Source organism: Candidatus Sulfotelmatobacter sp. (genome assembly GCA_035498555.1).
Taxonomy (GTDB): Bacteria; Eisenbacteria; RBG-16-71-46; order RBG-16-71-46; family RBG-16-71-46; genus DATKAB01.
In genome coordinates this window covers 43,190-59,900 of the sequence record DATKAB010000053.1, presented here as the reverse complement: position 1 = coordinate 59,900, position 16,711 = coordinate 43,190, and the positions used below count along the sequence as shown (strand labels likewise).

Below are 16,711 nucleotides of genomic sequence, written 5' to 3'. Positions count from 1 at the left end.
CGACCTCCTTTTCGTGCGGCTCCTGGTTCGAGAGAGGCGGCAGTCTAGCCGAAGGGTTCGGGTGTCGCCAACGCGCGACGATGGCGCGGCCACGTGCACGGCGGAAAACGTCAATCGCCGGCATCGCCCATCGGCGCCTCGATCGCCTCACCGTTCCAGAGCCCGTAGCGGCGCAACTTCTTCAGCAGACCCTGTCGCGACAGACCCAGCGAGCGAGCCGCGCGTGACTTGTTGCCATGAGAACGATCGAGCGCCTCGAGCAGGCGCCGCTCTTCGAGCGCGCGGGTCTCGGCGTGCAGACCCCGCGCCGCGGCCGGCGCCACGCGAAACGGCGAGGTCGGCCAGTGGGCGATCTCGACGGCCTCCCGCGCTCCGGCCACGCGCACCGCGTACGCGCAGCCATTGGCCAGCTCGCGAACATTGCCGGGCCACGAGTGCTCGAGCAGCCGCGCCTCGAGCGCGGTCGCGATTCGCGGCGGCGCGACGCCGCAGCTCTGCGCCGCCCGCGCGAGGAAATGCTCGGCCAGCAGCAGCACGTCGCGGCCGCGCTCGCGCAGCGGTGGCAGGGTGAGGCGCACGGCGTTCAGCCGGAACAGGAGATCGGCGCGAAACAGGCCGTCCCGCACTCCCTCGTCCAGATCGCGGTGCGTGGCGCTGACGATGCGGACGTCGAGCCGCCGCAGGCGAGTCTCGCCCACCCGACGGGCCTCGCCCTCCTGCAGCACGCGCAGAAGCTTCATCTGCAGCAGCGGACTCCCGTCCCCGATCTCGTCGAGGAACAGCGTGCCGCCGTCGGCGGCATCGAACAACCCGGCGCGATCCGCGACCGCGCCGGTAAATGCGCCGCGCGTGTGCCCGAACAGCTCGCTCTCGATCAGGCTGTCGGGCGTCGCGCCACAGTTGTGCGCGACGAAGGTGGCGCGCCGCCGGTGGCTCTGCGCGTGCACCGCGCGCGCCACCAGCTCCTTGCCGCAGCCGGTCTCACCCTGGATCAGCACCGGCAGGTCGCTGGCCGCCACGCGGGGCAGCACCTCCAGCACCTCGCGCCACGCCGGTGATGCTCCGATCAGCTCCGGACCGATTCCCTCGGTCCGCGCGCGCGTCTCCTCCCGCTCCATCCCGACCTCCTCCCCACCACCCCGGTGAGCGTCATCCGGAATTCGAGCGCCACTCGGCCCCGCGCTCTCCCTCCTCGACGCGCCCCAGTGAAAGGACCCGCTCGCCGGATCGGCGCAGCGCCTCGGCGAGCAGGTCCGCTTGATCGGGGGCGCACACCACCACCATTCCCACACCCAGATTGAACGTCGCGCGCGCGTCGTCCTCGGGAATCGCGCCCGACTCCATGAGCCAGCGGAACAGAGCCGGCGGCTCGTCGCGCCGCTCGACCACCGCCCGACACCCGCGCGGCAAGACACGCACCAGATTGCCGGCGATGCCGCCGCCGGTCACGTGCGCGAGCGCGTGGATGCGCCCGGCCTCGATCAGCGGCAGGAGGCTCGCCCCGTACCAGCGATGCGGCGCCAGCAGCGCGTCGCCCAGCGTCTCCCCGGCGCCGCCCGGAAGCCGGTCGCTCAGGCGCTTTCCCGACGCGGCGAGAACGCGTCGTGCCAGCGAGAAGCCATTGGTGTGGAGTCCCGCCGAAGCGAGCCCGAGCAGCCGGTCGCCGGCGCGCACGCGCGCCCCGTCGAGCAGCAGTGCCTCTTCCACGCGCCCGAGCATGCAGGCGGCGAGATCGAGCGTGCCGGGAAGGTACGTGTCGGGCATCTCGGCGGTCTCACCGCCCAGCAGCACCGCGCCCACCTCGCGGCACCCGCGCGCGAGACCGCGGATCGCTTCGAGCACTCGCTCGGGCTCGAGCCGCGCCTGCGCGATGTAGTCGAGGCACGCGAAGGCACGCGCGCCATGCACCAGCAGATCGTTGGCGCCGTGATACACCACGTCGGCGGCCGCGTCGGCCAGCCGGCCCGCCTCGATCGCGAGATGGAGCTTGGTGCCGACGCCATCCAGGGTCGCGGCGATCAGCCCGTGGGTCGCCACCCCGGGCGCGCCCCCCGGCCCGGGCCAGGCCAGCACCCCGGCGAATCCGCCGCGCAGCGGGCTCGAGCCCGCCGGCCAGGTGGTGTTCACCTCGCGCGCGATCTCGGCCTTGAGCGCATCCGAGCGCGACAGGTCCACGCCGGCGTCGCGGTAGCGCATCAGGCGCGGGCCCGCATCGGTCGCAGTTTCAGCATCAGCAGGTCCTCGCTGCTCGGGCTGGGAATCAGCGGGAAATCCCCGCTGGCGTGCAGCCGCAGCAGGCACTCCACCACGCCGGCGTCGAACTGCGTGCCGGCGCCCCGCTCCAGCTCGCCGAGCGCCTGTTTCACCGCCAGCGCGCGCCGGTAGGGCCGGTCCGAAGTCATGGCGTCGAAGGAGTCCGCGACGTTGAGAATTCGGGCGCCGACCGGGACGTCGTCAGCGCGCAGGCCGTAGGGGTAGCCCTGGCCGTCGGGGCGTTCGTGATGACTGCGCACGATCTCGGCCGCGCGGCGCAGCGCGCGCACCTTGGCGACGATCTCGGCGCCGGCGGCAGGATGCAACCGAATGGTGAGCTGCTCTTCGGGCGAGAGCGATCCGGGCTTCTGCAGGATGTGCTGATGATGCGGGCCGATCTTGCCGAGATCGTGCACCAGCGCCGCGTACTCGACCTCCTCCACCTGCGACTCGGTGAGCCGCATCCCGCGCGCCAGTCGCACCGAGTACTGCGAGACCCGCACCGAGTGATGCCGGGTGTAGGGATCCACCTCCTCGAGCACCTCGGTCAGCGCGCGCACGAACTCCTTGAGGTCGGAGCGGATCTCCATGTAGAGCGCGAACGAGTGGCGCGAGACCAGATAGGGAATGCCGAACAGGATCAGCCCCCAGGGCCCGACGCCCGTATAGACCACCACCACCAGCGCGCCGAGGGCGAGGAACGAGATGTGATGGAGCAGCCCGCGCATGAAGTTGCTCTGCCAGACGCGCCACGGGCTCGGGCCCGAGGTGAGCCCGATCACCACCGAGACCAGCGCCGAGTTGACGAGGAAGTAGCCGGCGCCGCACGCGGCCAGCGCCAAGAAGTCGTGCGGCAGCCTGAAGGCGCCGTACCGGCCGCCGGCCAGCGTGAACCCCAGCCCGCCCGCGAAGTAGGTGAGCGTGTAGAGCGCCAGATTGTGGGTCACCTTGCGGGCGCCGCGCCGCTGCACCAGCCCCTCGGTGACGACGGTGCTGGCGATCGAGATCCACGAGGTCCACGCCGGGCCGAGGATCACCAGCGCGGGCAGATCGAGCACGCCGCTGGCGGTCGCGGCCCCGCCGCTCGGCAGCGCGGTCGGGTTCAAATCCACCAGGATCATCAGCGCCGCGACGATCAGGCCGAGCGCCAGCGAGGGCGGCTTCGCGTGCGGGGTGGCAAGGGCCAGCGTCACCGCGGCGGCGATCAGCAGCGCAACGTAATAAAGCCTGAATTGGAGGGGCCTGCGCGGGGTCGCTGAATCCTTCACGCTCACATCTCGCGCGGGGTGGGTGTCCATCCCTGGTTCGGTCCGTTCTGGGACCGGCACCGCCGAAGGAAATCGCACCGCGTCCCGAAGACGCGGTGCTCAAGCAGGCGAGCTTACCAGCCAGCCTTCCCGAGGATATTGATCAGATCGAGAATGATGTCCACGAACGCCACCTCCTTTAGGGTAATCAGGACTCTGCGGGAAACCGCTGTCCACAGGTGGGTTCGCTTCGCTGATCAGAACCTCTTCGCTTCGCTCTCCTCCTGGCGCGATGCCGGCCTCAGAACGTATTCCGTCGGCTCGCGGGTGGGCAACCCGCCGACCACGCGGTTGACCGCACCCAGGGTCGCCAGCACGACGGCTTGCTGTGCATCCTGTTCCACCGGACAACAACCCGCCAGCATTTTTTCGTGGCGGTGGGTGATCAGCGACAACCCTACCACCACCACCTCCTGCCGGCCCATCCGGACGAACTCGATCTCCTTGAGGCTCAGGGCCCAGGCCTCCTCCAGGAACTCCTGCACCGCCGCCAGGGTCGCGCTTGCGATCAGGCGATAGGCGCCGTCCCGACTGCTCCAGCCCGAGGCGCTCCCCATGCGGCCCATGCCCTTCCAGCGGAGCTCGACCTGAGCCTGGACCCGGGGCCCCGAGACGTAGAGGTTGACGCCGGCGAAGCGGATTCGGGCGTCTTCGGCGGGTCGCGGAGCCCGCGCCGGGATCGCGGAACCCGCGGCGCGCCAGCTCTTTGCCGGGCTCGGCGCTGCGCCGGAGACCGGGGCGGCGACGGGCGGCGGTGGCGCGGGTGGCGCGGGTGGCGCGACCACCTGCGGCGCCGGCGGCGAGGGCGTGGCGGCAGGCCTCGCCGGCTCGGCCGAGGGCGCAGGCAGCGGTTTCGCGAACGCGACCGAGACCACGCGGTGATCGATCCCCATCGAAAAGCGAGTGCGAAGACAGGTCTCGACGTCCCGCACCAGCTGCTTGGCGCTCCGCCCGGGGCTCGCGAGGACGTGGATCTCGCGGATGTTCTGGTCCTCCGCGAGGATGCTCACGGCCTGGACATCACGGAGCGAGCGCAGGCTCGCTTCCGCCTCTTCGACCCACTTGGCGCGGGCAATGTCCATCGGCAAGGCACCTCCGGGGGGTACGGGGCCTCAATCTCGAACATGATGCTAGCACAGTCGCACCGGGCTAAGTCCAGACCGGAACGCGGTCAATTTCTTCCGGAGAATCCGTGCGGCGAGCTAGAACAGGGGCTCCAGCTCGTAGTGCACCATCCGGTGCAGCCGCTCGACGCGGGCGGTGATCTCCTCGGGGCCGGTCTCGGTGAGCCGGCGAGGGGTGAAGCTCTCGATCGCGATCGACGCCATGGCGGTGCCGCAGGCCAGCGCCTGACGAAGGGCGCGACTCTCGGTGCGCCCGCACCGCGCGAGCCAGCCCAGGAAGCCGCCCGCGAACGAATCGCCCGCCCCGGTGGGATCGCGCAGCACTTCGACCGGGAACGCCGGCGTGATGAAGGTTTCCTCGCGCGAATGGTAGAGCGCGCCGTGCTCGCCCTTCTTCACGATCACGGCGTTCGCGCCCTGCTCGACCAGCCGCTCGGCGGCGCGGATCACCTGGGTCTCGGCGGCCAGCGCCCGAGCCTCCTCCTCGTTGAGGAGCGCGATGTCGACCTGGCGAAGCACCTCCAGCACGCGGTCGGGCTTGCGCGCGATCCAGTAGTTCATGGTGTCCGACAGGGCCAGCCTCGGCCGGCGCATCTGCGTCAGCACCTCGAGCTGGAGATCGGGATCGATGTTGGCGAGGAACACGTAGGGGGAGGCGCGATGACGGCTGTCGAGCTTCGGATGGAAGCTGGAGAACACGTTGAGCTGGGTCTCGAGCGTATGGGCATGCCCGAGTTCGGCGGCGTACTCGCCACGCCAGCGGAAGGTGCGGCCCTTCGCGGTCTCGAGCCCGCTCAGGTCGACGCCAAAACGCGAGAAGGTATGGCGATGCTCCTCGGGAAAGTCCTCGCCCACCACCGCGACCATGCGCACCGGAGCGAAGTGGCTGGCCGAGACCGAGAAGTAGGACGCCGAGCCCCCCAGCCCCTCCACCACCTCGCCAAACGGCGTGCGCACGCTGTCGAGCGCGACCGAGCCCACTACCAGGATCTCGCGGGTCTCGCTCACACCGCCGGCTCCGTCTCGCGCTCCATGCGCTCGGGCGCGCTCACGCCCATCAACGCGAGCCCGTTCCGCAATACGCATCGCGCCGCCCGGCACAGCTGGAGCCGGGCACGCGACCTCTCGGCGTCCTCGGTCACCACGCGGCAGGCGTGATAGAAGCGATGGAACTCGGCCGCCGTCTCGATCAGGAAAGTGGGGATCCGGTGCGGTTCGCGCGCGAAGGCGGCACCCCGCACCACCTCGGGGAACGTCGCAAGCGTTCTCACCAGCGCGATTTCCTCGGGCGCCTCGATCGGGATGCGCGCTTCGGTCGAGGCGGTCAGTCCGCGCTCCGCTCCGAAGCGCAGGACCGCCGAAATCCGCGCGTGGGCGTACTGCACGTAGTACGCCGGGTTCTCGTCGTTCTGCTGTCTCGCCACGTCCAGGTCGAAATCGAGATGGGCGCCGGTGGATCGCAGCAGGAAGAAGAATTTGGCGCAGTCCGCACCCACCTCGTCCATCAGGTCGCGAAGCGTGATGAATTCACCGGCGCGCTTGCTCATCCGCACCGGCTGTCCACCCGAGAGCAGGTTGACCTGCTGGACGATCAGCACCTCGAGGAAGTCCTCGCCGTACCCCAGCGCCTGCATCGCGGCCTTCATGCGCGGCACGTAGCCGTGATGATCCGGACCCCACAGATCGATCGCGCGCCGGTAGCCGCGCGCGTGCTTGTCGCGGTGATAGGCGATGTCGGGCAGCAGATAGGTCGGCGCGCCGCTGCTCTTCACGATCACGCGATCCTTGTCGTCGCCGTAGCGCGAAGTCCGCAGGTAGGTGGCTTCACCCGAGGCCTCGGCGCGTTCCTCGGCATCGGGCGGAGCGCCGCTCCGGTCGACCTCGGGGGTGCGGGCGCGATAGGTCTCGCCGCGGCGCGTCAGCTCCTCCAGGGTCGCCTGGACCGCGCCCGAATCGTGCACTTCGGTTTCGCGGAACCAGCGCGAGAACTCCGCGCCGTAGTCGTCGAGATCGCGGCGCTGCCAGGCCAGCATGTGCTCGAGCGCGTGGTCGCGGAACCATTCGGCGCCGTTCTTCGCTGCCAGCGCCGCGCGCGCCTCGGACTCCGGCAGGCGCGCCGCGAGCTCGCGCACGTATTCGCCGCGGTAGCCGTCGGCGGGCAGCTCGCGCTCGGCGCCCACGCGTTCGGCGAAGCGCGCCGCCATCGACTCACCCAGCAGATCCACCTGCCGCCCGGCGTCATTGACGTAGAACTCGCCATCCGCCGAATGGCCGGTCGCGCGCAGCAACCGCACCAGCGCCGCTCCCACCGCGGCGGCCCGCGCGCTCACGATGTTGAGCGGTCCGGTCGGATTGGCGCTCACGTATTCCACCAGGATCTTCTCGCCCTCGCCGAACTCCGAGCGTCCGAAGCTCTCGCCCGCGACCGCGATCCTCGACGGCAGCGACTCCAGGTAGGACTTGAGGTAACGAAAGTTGAGGAATCCCGGTCCGGCGACTTCCGGGGGCGCAAACGTCTCACCGGCCGGGAACGCCGCGGCCAGCGCCTCGGCGATGGCGCGGGGCGGCCGTTTGAGCGGCTTCGCCAGCGTCAGCGCGAGATTGGTGGTCCAGTCCCCGTGGGAGGATTCGCGCGGTACGGCGAGCTCGACGCGGATTCCGCGCTCGTCGAACCCACAACGACGCATGGCCTCGAGCAGGCCGTCAGTCAGCGGCTTCCAGACCAAGATCCACGCTCCGGGCGTCACCCCACAGCCGATCCAGCATGTAGTACTCGCGAGTGCGCTCGTGAAAGACGTGCACCACCACCTCCACGAAATCGAGGAGCACCCAGCGGCGGCCCTCGAAGCCCTCGACATGCCAGGCGCGGGCGCCTCGTTCGCGCAGTTTCTCATCGATGGCGTCGGCGATCGCCCTGACCTGGACCTCGCTGCCGCCCGAGCAGATCAGGAAGTAGTCGGCGACGCCGTCCAGCTCCCGCAGGTCGAGCGCCACCACGTCGCGCGCTTTCTTGGCGACCGCGGTCTCGGCGGCCAGGCGCAGCAGGGCCGGCGCCGGCAGTCCGCCCTCACGCACGCGAGGCTTCAAGGCAAGTGGTCCGACCGCTCGCGCGATCAGTGGTCGCGGTGGACGCAGTAGTCCACCGCCGCCTCGAGCGCCGAACGCGCCGGCGAAGCCGGTTCGTCTCGAAGCACCTGTCGCGCCTCTTCGGCAAGCATCAAGGCCCGCTGCCGCGCGGCGTCGAAGCCGCCCGAGGAGGCGATCAGCTCCTTGAGCTGCTCCCACTGCGGCGCGGTCCAGCGCGTGCGCGAGGCCAATCGGCGCAGGCGCCTGGCGTCCGCCTCGTCGGCGTTCCTCAGCGCGGCGATCAACGGCAGGGTGACCTTGCCGTCGGCCAGGTCGTAGCCGACCGGCTTGCCGGTCACGTCCGAGTCGCTCATGTAGTCGAACAGATCGTCCACGATCTGGAACGCCACGCCCACCCGCTCGCCGAACACCCGGAAGCGCTCGCGGCGGCGGGGATCGCGCGCCGCGCCCGCGAGACAGGCGCCGATCTCGGTGGCCGCGCCGATCAGCGAGCCGGTCTTGGCGCGGATCAGCTCTTCGTACTGCTCGGCGTTCACGTCGAGATCGTGCGCGTACTGGAACTCGAGCGCCTCGCCGCAGGTCATCTGCGACACCACCTGAGCCAGGATCGCCATCGGGAGGTGCAGCTCGTGCTCGACCAGCACCTTCATGGACTGGGCGTAGAGGTAGTCGCCGACGATGATCGCCATCTCGTCGGTCCACAGGCCGTTCACCGTCGGGCGGCCGCGACGGAGGTCGCTCTTGTCCACCGAGTCGTCGTGGATCAGCGCGGCGGCGTGCACCATCTCGATCACCGTCGCGCAGCGCACCGCGTCTTCGCTGGCCTCGCCACGCAGCTTGGCCACCAGCAGCAGCAACGTCGGCCGGAACTTCTTGCCGCGAGTGGCCAGGACGTGGCCACCGACCTGATTGAGAATGGGAATCGGCGTCCGAAACGCTTCGCGCAGCATGGTCTGGACGCGTTCGAGCTCGCGCCGCACGGGTCGTTGGACCGCGGACATGGAGAGCGCGGGCGCACCCGAGCGCAGCGCAGCCTGGGAGGTCAGAAGCGTCAAGGCGCCGCAGGATAGGGGCCTTGTGAAAACAGTGTCAAGCTCCGGCGTCGCCGGAGGTCGCGGGAGGCGCGGATTCCGAGCGTCTCCCCTCGAGTCGCTCGAGCAGTCGCTGGCGACGATTCCGCTCGGGATTCTCGAGCACCTCCTCGAGCAGAGCTTCCAGCTCGAGTCCGACGCGCGGACCCGGCCCAATGCCGAGCACGCGCATCACGTCACGGCCGTCCACTTCGAGATCGCCGAGGTGCAACGCCTGGTCGTGTCGCATCAACTCTTCGATCCGCTCGCGCATCACCTCGAGCTGGGAGGGAAATCCGGTCTTGAGACCGTTGCCGATCACATCGGCGATCCGCAGGTCGAACAGGTCGGCGACGTGGTCCACGCCGATCTTGCGCAGCCAGCGCCGCAACGCGGCGTCGCTCCATTGTGGCCGGTAATCGAACATGTGCTCGCGCACCAGGAGGACGATGTCCTCGCGCATCTGGTTCGGAAATCTCAGGCGGAGGAGCAAGCGATCCGCCAGCTCCGCCCCCACCACCTGATGCTGGTAGAAGGTGAAGTCGCCGTCGCGCTCGGCGCGGGTGTCCACCTTGCCGAGGTCGTGGAGCAGGGCCGCCCAGCGCACCACCGGCTTGTCGGCAGGCGCCGCGTCGCAGGTGTAGAGACTGTGGTCCCAGACGTCCCAGGCGTGGAAGCGGTTCTGCACCACGCCATAGCAGCGCGTCAGCTCCGGCATCCAGACCTCGAGCAGCCCCGAGGCGCGCAGCAGATTCCAGCCCACTGACGGACGAGGCGCGGTCATCAGCTTTTCGAACTCGACGCGCACCCGCTCCACCGCCAGTTGCCGGACCCGCTCGCGCGCCGACGACATGGCCGCGGCGGTCGCCGGGTCCGGATCCATCTCGAGAGTGGCCGCGAGTCGGGCGAGTCGCACCGGCCGCAGGGCGTCCTCGAGGAAGCGCGCGACCGGATCGCCGACCGCGCGAAGCGACCGGCGCGCCAGATCCTCGACGCCCCCGAACGGATCGGAGAGCCGGCCGGCGCGGACCTCGAACGCCATCGCGTTCACGGTCAGATCGCGGCGGGCGAGATCCTGCTCGAGCTCGCGCGTGAACTCGACGCGCTCGGGATGGCGCGCGTCCAGGTAGGCGCCCTCGCGGCGAAACGTGGTGCATTCGATGCGCAGGTCGCGCTCCAGGATGAGCACCGTTCCATGCGCGATTCCGAGCGGCTCGACGCGGGAGAACGCCCTCGTCACCTCCTCGGGCAAGCGGTCGGTGGCGACGTCGTAGACATCGTGGGCCGGTCGCTCGAGCAGGGCATCGCGGACCGTGCCACCGACCAGCACCGCGCGATGTCCGTCCTTGGCGAGACGGTCGAGCGATTCGACCAGCGCATCGGGCCAGAGATGCTGACGCAGCCGGCGTTCGGCGGCTTCGTGCGCGGTCGGCATGCTAGATTCCCGAGATGAACGAAACACCCGCTGGATCTCCGCCAGGCCTCCGAGTCGCGGCGCTGATGCTGATCCTGGCGCTGGCCTTGATCGCGAGCCCACTTCCGTGTCGCGCCGAAGCGCGACCTGCCGCGCCGCTCCCCGCCCCGTCCGACCGCGCCTGGCAGACCGGTCTGCTGCGCAGCGACCGTCTCCAGCACGCCTCTCTCGGGTTCACCGCCGGGCTCGCCATCGGCATCGCGACCCGGCAACCGTGGGCCGCGTTCACCGGGGTCGGCGTTCTGGCGCTGGGCAAGGAGATCGCCGATCGGCGCACCGGCGGATTCGATCCCCTGGACCTCTCCGCGAGCCTGATCGGTGCGGGAGCGGCGGCACTGGTCACGGTGAGCTGGAAACCGTGACCGCGCGGCTCAGGGAAGCCGTCCCGAGCCCCCCGAGGAGTCGTTGCCGCCTCCGATCGAGTTGCTGTTCTTGGCGGCCAATCCCGCGGTGGCCACCAGCAGGACCCCGAGCCCGCCGATGAGCATCGTGCGAGTCCAGTCGGTCTGCCGCATCGAGAGCTTCTGGACGTCCTGAAGCGGCAGCGCCAGGCTCGCGTACTCGGGGGCCGGTCCGCTGTCATCGCGGCGGCGGTAGCCGGTGATCGAATCGCCCTGAACCTTCGCGTAATCGAACTCGTATTCGAGGCTGTCGCGCGTTATCAGGCGAACCGACTTCAGATCGCCGTGGCCGACGTAGTCCTTGGGCGGGATTTCCTTGAGAGCGGTGCAGCCCGAGCCTGCTCCCCACACCATCAACACCGCGAGAGCCGCGGCGCGTGGCTGTCTCATGCGTGACTCCTCCTGCCTGCACGGCCAACGCCCGGCCATGACAAGAATAGCCCATCGGGAGCGGGGAGACCCAGTTGGATGGGGGAAGGCGCGGAAAGACGCCGAAATCGGAGGCGGGGGCTAGCCCCAGTAGAGGATCCGGCCGCAGGATTCACAAAGCGTGAGCGATTCCCCCGGTCCGGGGGCCGCCGATGTCGGCAGCGTGATCCGACAGCCCTGGCAGACCCGCTCCCGGACCCCCACCACCCCTCGGCCGTAGCGCAGCAGCGCCCGCTCGTAAAGCCGCTGCCAGCGGCGCTCCAGCCCCGTGAACAGTTTCTGGCGAGCGCGCTGAAGCGATCGGTCGTCGCCGGTGGGGAACCCCATCCTCACCAGCCTCACCCGGCTCACGGGCAGCGACCATTCCTGCAGCAGGAGGTCGATTTCCTGCACCTGGAGCAGCGCGTGCGCCTCGGTCATGCGAGCAGCTCCCGCCACAGATCGCGGAGCGCTCGCTCGCCCTCGGCGTCGAGCAGCCGCTGCCTGCTGCGCTGGAGTTTCAGCGCGTTCACCGCCCGGGTCAGCGATTCGTGGTGCATTTCCTCGGTCCACTCGGCGGGCGACAGCACCGCGCACAGCAGATGCACAGGCTGGCGATCGCCCGCATCCCATGCGACTCCGCGAGAGGAGCGGGCCAGCACCAGGCGGGATTCTCCCACGCTCAGACTGCGCACGTTGGGAAAGGCCAAGCCCTTCCCGATCGCGGTGGTGGCGAGGCGCTCACGCCGCGCGAGCGACTCGCGCAGCAATCCGCCGTCTCGCACCGCGCCGCCGTTCAGCGCATGCACCAGCTCGGCGAGCGCCGCTTCGCGAGTTCGGGACTTGAGATCGGAGATGCAGAGCGAGGTGTCGAGCAGTGGTGGCAACAGCAGAATCGACATCGCCCGAAAGACCTCCTCACGGCGAAGTGGAGACTAGCAGAGCCCCAGGCGCCTCGCTACGGCGATTCGGAGGCTCGCTCTGCGGATTTCACGATCGCTCGCGCCCGCGCCGGGTCCAGCCGCGGCCAGCGACTGCAAATCAGAATCGCGCAGCCGATGCCGATCACGACGCTCGCCAGACAATCGGTCGGATAGTGCCGGTTCAGGTACATCCGGGACCAGGTGATCAGCAGAGCCAGGGTCCAGAACGCGAGCCGGCCTCGAGGCCAGCGTCGCGAGAGCATCCACGCCAGAGCCATGGCGTTGGCCGCGTGACTCGAAGGAAAGGATGAATTGGCGCGCCGGGTGTCGCCATCGGGGCGCGTGCGCCCCACGCCCCACTTCAGCCCTTCCACCATGAGGTTGACCGGAATCAGCACCGCGACGCACCCGCGGACCGTCGCCACGCCCGTTCCCCCATCCAGAAGCGCCACCGCCAGCAGGCCCGAGAGCACCCAGACCGGCCTCCCGATCTCGGTGAGCTCGTGCATGGGTCGCTCGAGCCACGGCCGCCTCGTCTCCTGAATCCGCGCCTCGATCGCCACGTCGAGCGATTGGATCGGCCCGAGCAACGCGATCGCCAGCAGCCACGAGGCCGGCTTCATGGGGCCGCGGTTCCGCTGGCCAGCGCGTCGGCGGGCAAAGTCCCCTGGAGCGCACCCACCCGCACCACGAACGACGCCGGCTGCTTCGCGATCACCCGCACCACCTGGCCGGGTTCGAGCTCGACGTCGGAGCCTTCCAGAGTGGCCGTGCGGAGCAGCACGGCGCGTTCGGCCCCGCCATCGAGCGCGCGCCCGATCCACGGCCCCGCCGCCAGCGCCACGCTCAGCAGCAGGCCGGCGAGCACCCACGCCCGGCGCGGCCAGGCGGTGAGCGCCAGCAGCGCGAGCAGGCCCGACATCACTCCCCATTCGAGCGGACGTATGGGTACGGGAGTCGCGCGCTCTCCCGACAGCCCGCCCGCCTCGCGCACGCGCTCGGCGACGAACCGGAGCGCGGGATCGCGTGGGGTTCCGGCGTCGCCGCGCACCACCCAGGCCGCCGCCTCCCCCACGCGGCCGCGGCGGATCTCGACCCACGCCAGTCGAGCTGCCAGCGACGCCGCATGGTGCGAGCGCCACAATTCGAGCCAGGCGGAGCGGGCGCCGTCGAGATCGCCCTGCTTCGCCAGTTCGTCGGCCTGCTGAGCGCGCAAGCGGTCGCGATCGTCGCCGCCGTGAGGCGCCGCCCACACCGCCAGCGCCAGCGCCGCGAGCGCGAGGGCCGCGGCGGCCCACCGCGGCCCCTGCCGGGCGGCGCCGCGCTCGAGCGTCGAGGACAACAGCTCCACCAGCCGGCGACGAATCCGACTCTCGTCGGTCGAGACGCCGCTGTAGCGCGCCGCCGAAACTTCGCGCGGCAGCGACCCGGCCGGGCGACCCTCCCGCTCGAGCCAGGTCGCGGCGCGATCGGCGGCGTCCCAGAACTCGGGGCCGTGCGCGAGCCCGATGGCGCGCAGCCATTCGCGCTGCTGCGCCTGGCTGGCAGCGTCGCCGGCGGAAGGGATGGACCGCCGCCACAGCAGCAGCGCGCCGCCGAGCAGCAGTCCCGCGAGGCCCAGGCCCCACGGCCGGCCCGGCGACGCTCCCGGATCGGCGGGATTCCGCAGGAAGACTCCCGGGAACGATTCGTCGCCCGAGGAAGCGTTCGATCCGACCGGCGGTCCGACCACCAGCGTCAACGCCGGCGCGCGGAGCGTGCGATACGCCCGCGCTTCGGGATCGAACCAGCAGAAGTTCGGCGCGCGGATCGCGAGCGTGCCGCTGTGGCGCGGCAACAGCGTCCACTGGAAGCGTCGCCGCCCGCCGCCGGCGCTTCCGGGCGCGGGCAGGCTGTCCTCGAGGGTGCTGCCGAAGATCTCGAAATCGGGAAGATCGAGCGACGGCGTATGCAGGAGCGGAAGATTGCCGGCGCCGCGAACGTCCAGACGCACGGTGACCGGGACGTCCTGCGGGCCGCTCGCTCGATCGGCGGTCCAGCCGGGCGTGAGCGTTCCCACCGCGCCATCGAAGCCGGCCGGGGCTCCCGAGGGTAGCGCCTGCACGTTCACCGAGACCGGTGCGCTGCGCGCCACCTGCATGTGCCGGGCGCCGCCAAAGATCGAGAATGGCGAGCTCTCGTCCGCGAGCACCAGGCTCGCCGAAGCCTCGCCGATCGTGACCGTGCCAGGCGCGAGCGGGTAGAGCCGCTGGCGTGTCTCGGTCACCAGCACGCGTTCGCCGCCCTGCTGGGCGAAGTAGGATTCGGGATCGCTCACCCGCTCGGCCCAGAAGCCGGTCGTGGCGGGCGCGGTGTACTGCGGATCTTCGGCGAGCGTGGCGTGCAGGATCAGGCGCACGCGCAATACCACCGGCTGGCCGACATAGGGGTTGGCGGGCGTCACCTCCGCCACCAGCGATGCCGCGCCCGACGTGCTGCCGGAGAGCTGGCGCGGTGCGGCCGTCACCTCGACGTCCACGGCCTCGCTTTCGTAGCTCTGACCGCCGACCTTGACCCGCACCGGCCCGAGCTTGAACTTCCCGGCCTGAGAGGGCGCGATCTCGTACTGAAATGTGAGCGTGCTCGAGCTGCGGCCGTTGATCCATGAGAAGTTCTGGCCGCGCGCGCTGGCCAGCACTTCGAATCCGCCGGGAAGATTGAGATCCGGCTCGCCGACGCCGCCGCTGGCGCCCTCGACGCTCACTTCCATGGTGATCGACTCGCCGATCGTCACCGAGCTCTTGGACACCTGAACGTTGATCGTCACCGCGCCGCGGGCGGCCGAGGCGACGGCGACCGGCGCCAGACACGCCACGAGGAACACCCACCGGCGCCGCGTCACTACCAGTCCTTGCCGCGGCGGTCGCGCAGCACCCGCACCTTGCGCTGGCGCTGCTGGTCGGCGCGGGCCAGCTCCTGAAGCGCCCCGAGCAGCTGGTCGGCCTGCTCGCGCGTCATCTGCTGGGTACCGCCGCCGTTCTGCGGCTTCTGGGAATTGCCGCCCGGATTCGGCGGGGCATTCTGCGAGTTCTGCGGCTGCGGGTTCTGCGGCTGCGGCTGCCCGCCCGAGGGCTGCGGCGGCGATGGCTTCGGCTGCTGCTGTTGCTGCCGCTGCTCGGGCTTCTGCTCCTGCTCCTTCTGCCGCTTGATCCATTCGTAGTTCCAGCGCGCATCCTCGTCCGCGGGGCTCCGCTCGAGTGCGCGGCGCAGCATGGCCAGTGCCTGGTCGTACTTCTTCTCCTCCCCGAGCACGGTGCCGAGGTTGAATCGGGCGTTGTCGCCGGTCGCGCCGCGTGCGTCGAAGTAGCGCGACAGCTCCTGCTCGGCCGCGTCGCGTTCGCCGCGCAGCGCCCTGGCCGTGGCGCGATTGACCGCCACCGCCGCCGGACCGCCGCGCCCGAAGCGGCGCGAGTAGAGCGATTCGGCCTGCGCGAACTGGCCACGGCGGAACGCCGCGTCGCCTCGCGCCCACGCGCTCTGCGCCTGCGCCCGGCCGGCAACGAAGGTCAGCAGGAGCGCGGCGACCGCCGCCGCCGGACGCGCGGCCCGGCTCGGCTTGCGCGGCGGGCGAGCGCGACCTGCATGCGATCGCCCGCCACGCGTTCCCTCGCGCAACTGCGCGCGCTCGACGCGACGCCGCGCGCGCAAGCCCAGCAACGCCAGCATCAGCGCCGCGCCCGCCGCGCACAGCGGGAAGCGGGCGACGGGACGCTCCACCAGCCGCTGCCCGCGGGCGCCTCGCGCCAGCGAGCCGAGCGCTCCGACCAGGCGGGGCAATTCACCGCCCGGGCGCGAGGCCGCGAAATAGCCGCCGCGCGTCCGCCGCGCCAGCGTGCGCAGCAGTCCCTCGTCGAGACGGCTGCGAACCGCGGCGCCGTTTTCGTCACGCTTGATGTCCACGGTGCGGCCCTGCTCGTCGGTGACCGGGACCACGTCCCCGGCCGGAGTGCCGACTCCGACCGCGAATACGCGAATGCCGGTGTTCGCCAGCTCGTCGATGGCGCCGCGCGCGCCCTGCTCGAGATCCTCGCCGTCGGTCCACAGCACGATCGCCTGCTCTTCGCGCCGGCCGGGCGGCATCAGCTTGGCCGCCAGCCGCAGGCCGCGCCCCAGATCGGTGCCGGGATCGCTCACCGATCCGGTCGACAGGCCTTCGAGCACCAGCCTCGCGGTGGCGACGTCCTGCGTCAGCGGGCAGAGCCGCACCGCGTCGCCGGCGAACGCCACCACGCCCACTCGACTTCCCTCGAGGTGATCGAGAACGCCGAGCGCCTCGCGACGCGCCTCGTCGAGACGCGTGGGAGGAACGTCGCGCACTTCCATGCTGCCCGACACGTCGAGCACCAGCACCAGGTCCGAGCCGCTGGCGGTGCGGCGCGCCAGCTCCCTCCCCCACTCGGGACCCGACGCGCCGAGGATCAGGAGCGCCAGCGCGGCGAGCCGCATGAGGAGGCTGAACCGGCGATTCCCGGGGCGACGCTGGGCCAGCAGAACGCTGTCGCGGCGACCGCCCACCAGGGTGCCGAGCGCGCGTTCGGCCCGGCGCACCGCCCGCCACTCGAGCAGGATGAGCGCCGGCAGCGCCAGCAGCGCCCACAACCAGCGGATGTCGGAGAAGGTCATGC

Annotated in this window: 16 protein-coding genes; 1 reads left to right on the top strand and 15 read right to left on the bottom strand. The window is 70.7% G+C overall.

The genetic code is table 11. The features are described from left to right. Positions 1 to 110 precede the first annotated feature (110 nt). The 9 genes from VMJ70_04790 to VMJ70_04750 form a co-directional block, all read right to left on the bottom strand. Positions 111 to 1,118, bottom strand: coding sequence for a sigma-54 dependent transcriptional regulator (locus VMJ70_04790; GenBank protein ID HTO90426.1), 1,008 nt, complete (start codon positions 1,116 to 1,118; stop codon positions 111 to 113). A gap of 31 nt (positions 1,119 to 1,149) precedes the next feature. After that, complete coding sequence (gene purM, locus VMJ70_04785) at positions 1,150 to 2,196, bottom strand: phosphoribosylformylglycinamidine cyclo-ligase (GenBank protein ID HTO90425.1); 1,047 nt, start codon at positions 2,194 to 2,196, stop codon at positions 1,150 to 1,152. Beyond that, positions 2,196 to 3,521 carry an HD-GYP domain-containing protein gene (locus tag VMJ70_04780; GenBank protein HTO90424.1) on the bottom strand — a complete coding sequence of 442 codons (1,326 nt, stop codon included), beginning with the start codon at positions 3,519 to 3,521 and terminating at the stop codon, positions 2,196 to 2,198. The genes purM and VMJ70_04780 overlap by 1 nt, the downstream gene beginning before the upstream one ends. A gap of 236 nt (positions 3,522 to 3,757) precedes the next feature. Next, on the bottom strand, positions 3,758 to 4,642 hold the full coding sequence (locus VMJ70_04775) for a hypothetical protein (protein ID HTO90423.1): 885 nt from the start codon (positions 4,640 to 4,642) through the stop codon (positions 3,758 to 3,760). A gap of 120 nt (positions 4,643 to 4,762) precedes the next feature. Continuing rightward, entirely contained in the window at positions 4,763 to 5,692 is a 930-nt protein-coding gene (locus tag VMJ70_04770) for a PfkB family carbohydrate kinase (GenBank protein ID HTO90422.1), read from the bottom strand. After that, positions 5,689 to 7,410, bottom strand: a complete 1,722-nt coding sequence (gene argS / locus VMJ70_04765; GenBank protein ID HTO90421.1) for an arginine--tRNA ligase — start codon at positions 7,408 to 7,410, stop codon at positions 5,689 to 5,691. Before argS ends, VMJ70_04770 begins: the two co-directional genes overlap by 4 nt. Further along, positions 7,388 to 7,771: a ribosome silencing factor gene (gene rsfS, locus VMJ70_04760; protein ID HTO90420.1), complete on the bottom strand. Its 384-nt coding sequence runs from the start codon at positions 7,769 to 7,771 to the stop codon at positions 7,388 to 7,390. The genes argS and rsfS overlap by 23 nt, the downstream gene beginning before the upstream one ends. Before the next feature lie 26 nt (positions 7,772 to 7,797). Then, positions 7,798 to 8,772, bottom strand: coding sequence for a polyprenyl synthetase family protein (locus VMJ70_04755; GenBank protein HTO90419.1), 975 nt, complete (start codon positions 8,770 to 8,772; stop codon positions 7,798 to 7,800). Positions 8,773 to 8,860: 88 nt separating this feature from the next. Continuing rightward, complete coding sequence (locus tag VMJ70_04750) at positions 8,861 to 10,276, bottom strand: HDIG domain-containing protein (protein ID HTO90418.1); 1,416 nt, start codon at positions 10,274 to 10,276, stop codon at positions 8,861 to 8,863. A 65-nt stretch (positions 10,277 to 10,341) separates the two neighbouring features. Between VMJ70_04750 and VMJ70_04745 the strand changes: the two genes are divergently transcribed. After that, the gene (locus VMJ70_04745) at positions 10,342 to 10,677 is read left to right on the top strand and encodes a hypothetical protein (protein ID HTO90417.1); all 336 of its coding nucleotides are present in this window, start codon (positions 10,342 to 10,344) and stop codon (positions 10,675 to 10,677) included. Positions 10,678 to 10,686: 9 nt separating this feature from the next. Here the strand turns inward: VMJ70_04745 and VMJ70_04740 are convergent, their stop codons facing one another. The 6 genes from VMJ70_04740 to VMJ70_04715 form a co-directional block, all read right to left on the bottom strand. Next, on the bottom strand, positions 10,687 to 11,106 hold the full coding sequence (locus tag VMJ70_04740; GenBank protein ID HTO90416.1) for a hypothetical protein: 420 nt from the start codon (positions 11,104 to 11,106) through the stop codon (positions 10,687 to 10,689). A gap of 120 nt (positions 11,107 to 11,226) precedes the next feature. Continuing rightward, positions 11,227 to 11,565, bottom strand: coding sequence for a hypothetical protein (locus tag VMJ70_04735; protein ID HTO90415.1), 339 nt, complete (start codon positions 11,563 to 11,565; stop codon positions 11,227 to 11,229). Further along, positions 11,562 to 12,026, bottom strand: a complete 465-nt coding sequence (locus VMJ70_04730) for a PTS sugar transporter subunit IIA (protein ID HTO90414.1) — start codon at positions 12,024 to 12,026, stop codon at positions 11,562 to 11,564. The genes VMJ70_04735 and VMJ70_04730 overlap by 4 nt, the downstream gene beginning before the upstream one ends. Before the next feature lie 56 nt (positions 12,027 to 12,082). Further along, positions 12,083 to 12,670: a phosphatase PAP2 family protein gene (locus tag VMJ70_04725; GenBank protein ID HTO90413.1), complete on the bottom strand. Its 588-nt coding sequence runs from the start codon at positions 12,668 to 12,670 to the stop codon at positions 12,083 to 12,085. Then, the gene (locus VMJ70_04720; protein HTO90412.1) at positions 12,667 to 14,928 is read right to left on the bottom strand and encodes a BatD family protein; all 2,262 of its coding nucleotides are present in this window, start codon (positions 14,926 to 14,928) and stop codon (positions 12,667 to 12,669) included. The genes VMJ70_04725 and VMJ70_04720 overlap by 4 nt, the downstream gene beginning before the upstream one ends. After that, positions 14,928 to 16,709 carry a VWA domain-containing protein gene (locus tag VMJ70_04715; GenBank protein ID HTO90411.1) on the bottom strand — a complete coding sequence of 594 codons (1,782 nt, stop codon included), beginning with the start codon at positions 16,707 to 16,709 and terminating at the stop codon, positions 14,928 to 14,930. Before VMJ70_04715 ends, VMJ70_04720 begins: the two co-directional genes overlap by 1 nt. Positions 16,710 to 16,711: the final 2 nt, after the last annotated feature.